This window comes from Dorea sp. MB18-49 (genome assembly GCF_023669465.1).
Lineage (GTDB): Bacteria > Bacillota > Clostridia > Lachnospirales > Lachnospiraceae > Dorea_A > Dorea_A longicatena.
In genome coordinates, this window is record NZ_JAMOYX010000020.1 from 40,573 (window position 1) to 48,202 (window position 7,630).

Here is a 7,630-nt window from a genome sequence, read left to right on the forward strand (position 1 = left end):
GAAAAATAAATGGAGGTGCAAAAGGCAAATGAAAGCAGACATCAGATGGTTAGATGATCCGCAGGTATTTCGTGTGAATCGTCTGGATGCACACAGTGATCATAAGTTTTATGAGAATAAAGAAGATTATAAGAAGCAGAATCAGCGGTTAAAACAATCGTTAAATGGAATCTGGAAGTTCCACTATTCAGTGAATGCATTGGAACGTCCGGCTGATTTTTATCAGAAATGGTTTAACTGTAAAAATTTTGATGAAATGAAAGTGCCACAGCATATAGAACTGGCGGGATACGATAAGATTCATTATATCAATACGATGTATCCGTGGGAAGGACATATTTACAGAAGACCGGCAGGATATGGAAAAGAAAAAGGGAAAGGTATGTTCAGCCAGGCCGAATATAATCCGGTAGGTTCTTATATCCGGAAGTTTGATCTGAATGACGGACTGAGAGGAAAGAGGATCATCTTAAGTTTTGAAGGTGTGGAACAGGCATTCTATGTATGGGTGAACGGAGAGTTCGTGGGGTATGCAGAAGACAGCTTTACGGTTTCGGAATTTGATATTACACCATATGTAAAAGATAAAGATAATCTGCTGGCAGTGGAAGTACATAAGCGCAGTACGGCGGCATTTCTGGAAGACCAGGATTTCTTCCGGTTTTTTGGTATTTTCAGAGATGTGAACCTGTACGGAATACCGGCGGTTCATGTTGAAGATCTGTGGATCCGTCCGAAGTATCATCCGGAAGATGGAAAGGCAGAACTGGAGCTGGATATCCGATTATCACAGAAAAAGAAAGAAAATAATATCCAGGGTAAAATAAAAGTTTCTTTGCAAGATATCTATAGTGATGAAAATCATGTATTACTGGATGAAACGGAGAATCTGAACAACCCGGTGATCCAGAAGAATCTTCCGGTAGAAGGATCAGTGAACAATGAGATCCAGTTCCGTTATGAATTAGAAGAATCCGTACATGCATGGAGCAATGAAGATCCGTATCTGTATGAGCTTCTGATAGAAGTTCAGAATGAAAAAGGCGAGACAGTAGAAGTGGTTCCATATCAGATTGGATTCCGTAAGATAGAATTAAAAGGCAGAAAGATGCTGCTGAATGGAAAACGTCTGATCATCAATGGTGTAAACCGGCATGAATGGAATGCCAGAAGCGGAAGATGTATTACCGAAGCTGATGAGAAATGGGATATCGAATGTATCAGACGCAATCATATCAATGCAGTCAGAACCTGCCATTATCCGGATCATATTTCATGGTATTACAGATGTGATCAGGCGGGGATCTATCTGATGGCAGAGACAAATCTGGAGACACATGGATCGTGGCTGAAACAAGGTGTGATTGAACCGTCGTGGAATGTTCCGGGAAGTATCGGATGCTGGAGAGGATGTACATTAGACAGGGCAGTATCGAACTTTGAATCATTTAAGAATCATGTGTCGGTACTCTTCTGGTCACTTGGAAATGAATCGTATGCCGGTGATATCCTGGTGGAGATGAACCGTTACTATAAAGAAAAAGATCCGGACAGACTTGTGCATTACGAGGGCGTGGCAGAGAACCGGCCTTATGAGGATTTAATTTCTGATATGGAGAGCCAGATGTATGCTTCGCCGGAGAAGATAAAAGAATATCTGGAAAATAATCCGAAGAAACCATTTATCTTATGTGAATATATGCATGATATGGGAAATTCTCTGGGAGGAATGGAATCTTATATCAGATTACTGGATCAGTATGAGGAGTATCAGGGAGGCTTCATCTGGGATTATATCGATCAGGCACTGTTCGTGAAGGATGAAGTGACAGGACGTGATGTATTGCGTTATGGTGGTGACTTTGATGACAGGCCATCGGATTATGAATTTTCGGGAAATGGAATTTTATTTGCGGACAGAACGGAAAAGCCGGCAATGCAGGAGGTGAGACATTACTATGGATTACGCAGATAGAGGAAAATTAGGAATTGTGTATGGAGATGTAACACTTGGAGTACACGGAGGAGACTTTCATCTGATCTTTTCTTATCAGACAGGCGGTCTGGAATCCATGGTAAAGCATGGAAAGGAATGGCTGTATCGCACACCGAAGCCGACATTCTGGAGAGCAACCACAGACAATGATCGTGGAAATGGATTCCCGTTTAGAGCCGGTATGTGGATGACTGCCGATATGTTCCAGAAATATGTGGATATCCAGGTACGGATAGACGGAACCAAGATAGAAAAACCGAGCGCACCGGTAAATAATAAATATTCGGATAAAGAAACTGCGGAACGTGTGGAAGTTATATTTACATATGAGACATTAACTGTTCCGTCAACACAGGTAAAGGTATCGTATCTGGTATTTGCTGATGGAAATGTCAGAGTAAGAGCGCACTATTACGGGAAAGAGGGAATGCCGGAGCTCCCTGCATTCGGTATGCGCTTTGTCATGCCGACAAAGGCAGACGGATTCGTTTATGAAGGATTATCGGGTGAGACATATCCGGATAGAAAAGCCGGGGGTATTCACGGAATTTATGAAGTAGAGGGTCTTCCGGTTACACCGTATCTGGTTCCGCAGGAATGTGGCATGCATATGGATACCGAGTGGGTGACAGTGAAGAGAAGTACGGTTTTGGATAACCGGAATCGTCATATAGAACAAAGTGGACTTACATTCCGGGCGGGCAGTGAGATCAATCATTCCACGTTTGCATTTTCATGTCTTCCTTATACTGCAGAAGAACTTGAGAATGCAACGCATCAGGAAGAGCTGCCACCGGAAAGAAGAACGGTACTTTGTATCTATGGAGCGGTCCGTGGTGTAGGCGGAATCGACAGCTGGGGATCTGACGTGGAAGAGCAGTACCGGATTCCTGGAAATAAGGATATTGAAGTAGAATTTATAATGTAGATCTGCTTTTGCATAACCGGATACAGTTCTTTAGCCAGTCACACATCGCTTCCTCGCGGGCAATACCCCGCTTAAGACGAGAATTCAGACGGTAATGAAAAGAGATGGTCTGGATGAAAAAGCGGCAAAACGCAGGATTGAACAGACTGACAGAAGACGTGCAGACAATTATAGATACTATACAAGAAGAATATGGGGGATGTCCGGTAATTATCAGATGTGTATCGATACTTCGCTTGGTGAAGACTATGTGTTCAATACCGTACTGGATCTGGTGAAGAATGTAAATCGCCGTGTATCCGAAAGCAGAGCAGAATAAGAATTATCTCCTGAAAACTTGACATGAATATATGGATGCGATAGATTAATTTATGGATTTGAGAGTATGAAGGAGAGAAACATATGAATTTACATGAATTCCTTATTGTGTGTCCACTGGTATTTCTTGCCGGATTTGTCGATGCGATTGCCGGAGGTGGCGGATTGATCTCATTACCGGCATATATGTTCGCAGGGATTCCGGTACACCATGCGATTGCGACAAATAAATTATCATCAGCGACTGGAACAGCGGTGTCGACATGGCACTTGGTGAAGAGCAAATGTGTTGACATATGTTTAGTCCCGGGTACGGTAGCCTGTGCATTTGTGGGTTCAATTGCGGGGGCGAACCTGGCGCTGATCATCAGTGACAAAGTACTTAAGACGGTACTGGTATTTGTGCTTCCTGTTGTTGCATTCTGTGTATTGCGGGACAAGGATCTGAAACCGGTGATACCGGAAGGATTTACCAGAAAAAAACAGTATCTGATCATGGCAGCATGTTCTTTTGTGATCGGTATCTATGATGGATTCTACGGACCGGGAACCGGAACATTTTTACTGCTTGCATTTACCAAATTAGGAAAGCTTGATATGGAGAAAGCAACCGGTAATGTGAAGGTCGTCAATCTGACATCGAATATATCGGCATTGATCACATTTATTCTTGCAGGAAAGATTCTTTGGGTGCTGGGACTTTCGGCGTCGGTATTCAGCATTGCCGGACATTATCTTGGCGCACATATGGTTGTGAAGAACGGTGTGAAGATCATTAAGCCGATCATCCTGCTGGTGTTGGCGTTATTGCTGATCAAGATTGTCCTGGGAATATAAAAATGAATGAAATCCTTAAAGTGGAGTGATATGAAAAATCTTTTGCTTTAGGGATTTTTTATTGTTATATGTTTGAAAGGAACTGTCAGTTTTTTGAGATTCTGTATATGAAGATAATTGTGCCAAGTGCATGAAAATAGAGTATAATAAAAGAAAATGTATAACGAATACAAGGAGGATTCTATCATGACAGAAGACACAAGAAAATTCGTAGAAGAGAAGACAAAGGAAATATTAAATGCAGGTTCATGCTGTCCGGAATTAAAAGAGATGGCAGAAAAATGGCTGGCAGCAGAAGAAACTACAGATGAAAAGGCCGTGACAGAAGCATATCTTCAGGAATTATCTGAGGATGTACTGCCAATTGATGCACTGATCAGCTTTGCTTCATCTGAAAAAGGAGCAGAGGTATTTGGAGCAGAACAGGCAAAATCTATGGCAGAAGCCGGAAAGGCATCTAAAGCGAACGGCGGTAAATATTGTATCTGCCCGGCGTGCAGTGCAGGCGGAGCAATCCTGGATAAGAAAAATGAAATACTTTAAATTGTCATGTATTTGAAAGAAACTGTCGGCGGCAGGGTATGTGTTTGGAAAGAAGCTTTTGAGTTGGGAGGGAGAATTTTTTAATTTTCCCTCCCAAATTTAGTGTATTGCAGTAAAAGAGTTCACAGTGTATAATGTACCCATGATTTTTAGAAATGAGGTACAACATGGAAAATCCAAATAGAAACTTTAAATCCCAGACCTGTGAAGATTTCATAGAAGTCCTTGCAAGTAAAGCAGCTGTTCCGGGCGGCGGCGGGGCATCGGCGTTAGCCGGAGCCATCGGGATCGCACTTGGTAATATGGTCGGAAGTCTGACTGTAGGAAAGAAGACCTATGCAGATGTAGAAGAAGAGATCATCGAATGCAAAAAACAGGCAGATGAGATTGCAAAAGAATTTTTAGAACTGATGGATAAGGATGCGGAAGCATTCGAGCCGCTCAGTAAGGCGTATGGACTTCCGAAGTCTACGCCGGAAGAGCTTGCCAAAAAGGAAGAGATTATGGAAGAGGCGCTGAATACGGCATGTAGTGTTCCGATTGAGATTATGAAGACCTGTGCCAGAGGCATTGATCTGGTAGAAGTATTCGCTGCAAAAGGAAGCCGGATTGCATTAAGTGATGCGGGAGTCGGAGCAACACTTTTAAAATCCGCAATGCAGGGGGCTTCACTGAATGTATATATTAATACAAAATCAATGAAAGACAGAAGAAAAGCAGAAGAGCTCAATCATCTGGCAGATTCCCTGCGGGAAGAATACGAAGCAAAAGCAGACCGGATATTTGCGGAAGTAAACAGCCGTATCCGGTAAAATCCAGTGAGATAAAGACGGATAAACCGGAAATGTCCGGAGAAAATACAAAATAAAAGGAAAGCAGCAGGAAAAATGGCAAAATTACTATTAGGAAAAGAAGTAAATGCTTCTATCAATGAAGAAATCAAAGCAAAAGTAGAAACTTTAAAAGCACAGAATATTACACCGACACTTGGAATTATCCGTATCGGTGAAAGAGAAGATGACATCGCATACGAAAGAGGCGCAACAAAACGCTGTGAGACACTGGGAGTAGCATATGAGAAATTCCTTCTTCCTGCAGATGTAGAAGAAGAAGAGGTATTAAAGACGATCGACCAGGTAAATAAAAGTGAAAAAATCCACGGAGTTCTGTTATTCAGACCGCTTCCGAAGCATCTGAATGAAGACAAGATCGTGAATGCACTGGCCGTAGAAAAGGATGTAGACGGAATTACCGATCTTTCCATGGCAGGTGTGTTCATGGGAAAAGATATGGGATATGCACCGTGTACGCCGAGTGCCTGCATGAAGGTACTGGATCATTATGGAATTGACTGTACCGGTAAGAAAGTGGTAGTTATCGGAAGAAGTCTTGTAGTCGGAAAACCTGCAGCGATGATGCTGATCAAGAAGAATGCGACCGTAACCGTCTGCCATACCAGGACGGTGGACATGCCATCTGTAGTAAAGGAAGCAGATATCGTAGTTGTAGCGGCCGGAAAAGCAGGAGTGATCGATGGAAGCTATCTGCGAGAAGGACAGATCGTGATTGATGTAGGAATCAATGTGAATGAAGAAGGAAAGCTCTGCGGAGATGTGAATTTTGAAGAAGCAGAGAAGATTGTGGAGGCAATCACACCGGTCCCAAGAGGCGTCGGCGGAGTGACGACTTCAATTTTGCTGGAACATGTGGTAGATGCCGCGATTGCACAGAACAGGTAAAGAGAAGCCGGGGATTATATCGCTGGTCTGAAAAATGACAATAAAAGGATGGTAACCTTTATGTGTAGCCGGAAAGTTATGGCAGAAGCCTTGATTTTCCGGCTTTTATTCCAGTCCGGGTAGCCAGCTTAGTGAATTAAGTAGAAAAAAATTACCAGATCCCCATTACATGCTGCATTCCAAGGCTCACAATTGTAATTCCAACCCAACAGCAGGCACCCAGCAGAAGTGGTTTTCCTCCGGATTTAATAAGCTTCACAACATTACTGTTAAGCCCGATTGCGGCCATAGCCATAATGATAAAGAACTTCGATAATTCTTTTAACGGAGCAAATACGTCAGCGCTGACACCCATACTCATACATACTGTTGTGATGATAGCTGCAATGATGAAGTATAAGATGAACATAGGAAATGCTCTCTTCAGGCTGAATTTGTTTGCGGAAGAATCAGCAGTTCCGGCTTTTGAGGCAGATCTTGCACGGATCAGGGATAATACCAGTGTGATCGGAATAATTGCCAGTGTACGTGTAAGCTTTACCGTAACAGCAGTATTCAGTGTCTCGCTTCCAAGGTTCCACATACTGTCCCAGGTAGAGGCGGCAGCCGTTACGGAAGAGGTATCATTGATCGCAGTTCCTGCGAATAATCCGAAAGATCCACCGCCTGTTGTGTCAAAACCAAGTGCGCTTCCAAGTACCGGGAAAAGTACGGCTGCAATGACGTTGAAGAAGAAGATAACGGAAATTGCCTGTGCAACTTCGGTATCATCTGCATCAATGACCGGTGCGGTGGCAGCGATCGCAGATCCTCCGCAGATGGAAGAACCGACACCAACCAGGATGGAAGTGTTAGAAGGTACTTTGATAATTTTACGGAGCAGCCATGCGATGATCAGGGAAGTACTGATGGTACATACGATGATCGGGAGTGACTGTTTTCCGGTCTGTAAGATGACGCCAAGGTTCATTCCGAATCCAAGCAGGACAACTGCTGTCTGCAGAATAATCTTAGAAGTCCATTTGATTCCTGATTCGGCTTTTCCTTTGTTCGTCCACACTAAAGTGATCAGCATTCCGGCAAGGATTGCGATGACAGGGCCGCCAACAACTGGGAATGTCTTTCCAAGAAGCCAGGAAGGTACGGCAATCACAAAACAAACCAGTATACCGTTTAGGTTTTTTTTCAAAAAATTCATGTTTTTTCCTCTTTCTCATTTTTTTGTTAGTTCATACAGGTTTCCAATTAGAGATTATAACACTGGTAAAC

The 7,630-nt window shown here is 43.0% G+C and carries 7 protein-coding genes and 1 pseudogene; 7 read left to right on the forward strand and 1 reads right to left on the reverse strand.

Annotated features, from left to right (window positions below; translation table 11 throughout):
• The first annotated feature begins 28 nt into the window (after positions 1-28).
• From NCY30_RS07845 to NCY30_RS07875, 7 genes and pseudogenes are all read left to right on the forward strand, one after another.
• Positions 29-1,975: a glycoside hydrolase family 2 TIM barrel-domain containing protein gene (locus tag NCY30_RS07845; RefSeq protein WP_250818610.1), complete on the forward strand. Its 1,947-nt coding sequence runs from the start codon at positions 29-31 to the stop codon at positions 1,973-1,975.
• Positions 1,959-2,924 (forward strand): beta-galactosidase small subunit, encoded by a 966-nt coding sequence (locus NCY30_RS07850; protein WP_250818611.1) that lies wholly within the window; start codon positions 1,959-1,961, stop codon positions 2,922-2,924. The genes NCY30_RS07845 and NCY30_RS07850 overlap by 17 nt, the downstream gene beginning before the upstream one ends.
• 79 nt (positions 2,925-3,003) lie before the next feature.
• Positions 3,004-3,243: pseudogene (locus tag NCY30_RS07855) on the forward strand (cytidylate kinase family protein); the annotation flags it as partial.
• Positions 3,244-3,326: 83 nt separating this feature from the next.
• A complete protein-coding gene (locus NCY30_RS07860) occupies positions 3,327-4,079 on the forward strand; it encodes a TSUP family transporter (RefSeq protein WP_055194408.1) in 753 nt (250 codons plus the stop codon).
• 186 nt (positions 4,080-4,265) lie between these two features.
• Positions 4,266-4,622 (forward strand): hypothetical protein, encoded by a 357-nt coding sequence (locus NCY30_RS07865; protein ID WP_055194410.1) that lies wholly within the window; start codon positions 4,266-4,268, stop codon positions 4,620-4,622.
• Positions 4,623-4,789: 167 nt separating this feature from the next.
• Complete coding sequence (locus NCY30_RS07870) at positions 4,790-5,434, forward strand: cyclodeaminase/cyclohydrolase family protein (protein WP_006427740.1); 645 nt, start codon at positions 4,790-4,792, stop codon at positions 5,432-5,434.
• A gap of 75 nt (positions 5,435-5,509) precedes the next feature.
• The gene (locus tag NCY30_RS07875; RefSeq protein ID WP_006427741.1) at positions 5,510-6,361 is read left to right on the forward strand and encodes a bifunctional 5,10-methylenetetrahydrofolate dehydrogenase/5,10-methenyltetrahydrofolate cyclohydrolase; all 852 of its coding nucleotides are present in this window, start codon (positions 5,510-5,512) and stop codon (positions 6,359-6,361) included.
• Positions 6,362-6,512: 151 nt separating this feature from the next.
• On the opposite strand, the gene NCY30_RS07880 is transcribed toward NCY30_RS07875, so the two are convergent.
• On the reverse strand, positions 6,513-7,559 hold the full coding sequence (locus tag NCY30_RS07880) for a YeiH family protein (protein ID WP_006427742.1): 1,047 nt from the start codon (positions 7,557-7,559) through the stop codon (positions 6,513-6,515).
• Between the last annotated feature and the right edge of the window lie 71 nt (positions 7,560-7,630).

Excerpts from the sequence above, each read along its gene's own strand:
- NCY30_RS07860 (WP_055194408.1), top strand. The coding sequence starts at position 3,327 with ATGAATTTACATGAATTCCTTATTGTGTGTCCACTGGTATTTCTTGCC.
- NCY30_RS07880 (WP_006427742.1), bottom strand. The coding sequence starts at position 7,559 with ATGAATTTTTTGAAAAAAAACCTAAACGGTATACTGGTTTGTTTTGTG.
- NCY30_RS07870 (WP_006427740.1), top strand. The coding sequence starts at position 4,790 with ATGGAAAATCCAAATAGAAACTTTAAATCCCAGACCTGTGAAGATTTC.
- NCY30_RS07850 (WP_250818611.1), top strand. The coding sequence starts at position 1,959 with ATGGATTACGCAGATAGAGGAAAATTAGGAATTGTGTATGGAGATGTA.
- NCY30_RS07875 (WP_006427741.1), top strand. The coding sequence starts at position 5,510 with ATGGCAAAATTACTATTAGGAAAAGAAGTAAATGCTTCTATCAATGAA.
- NCY30_RS07865 (WP_055194410.1), top strand. The coding sequence starts at position 4,266 with ATGACAGAAGACACAAGAAAATTCGTAGAAGAGAAGACAAAGGAAATA.
- NCY30_RS07845 (WP_250818610.1), top strand. The coding sequence starts at position 29 with ATGAAAGCAGACATCAGATGGTTAGATGATCCGCAGGTATTTCGTGTG.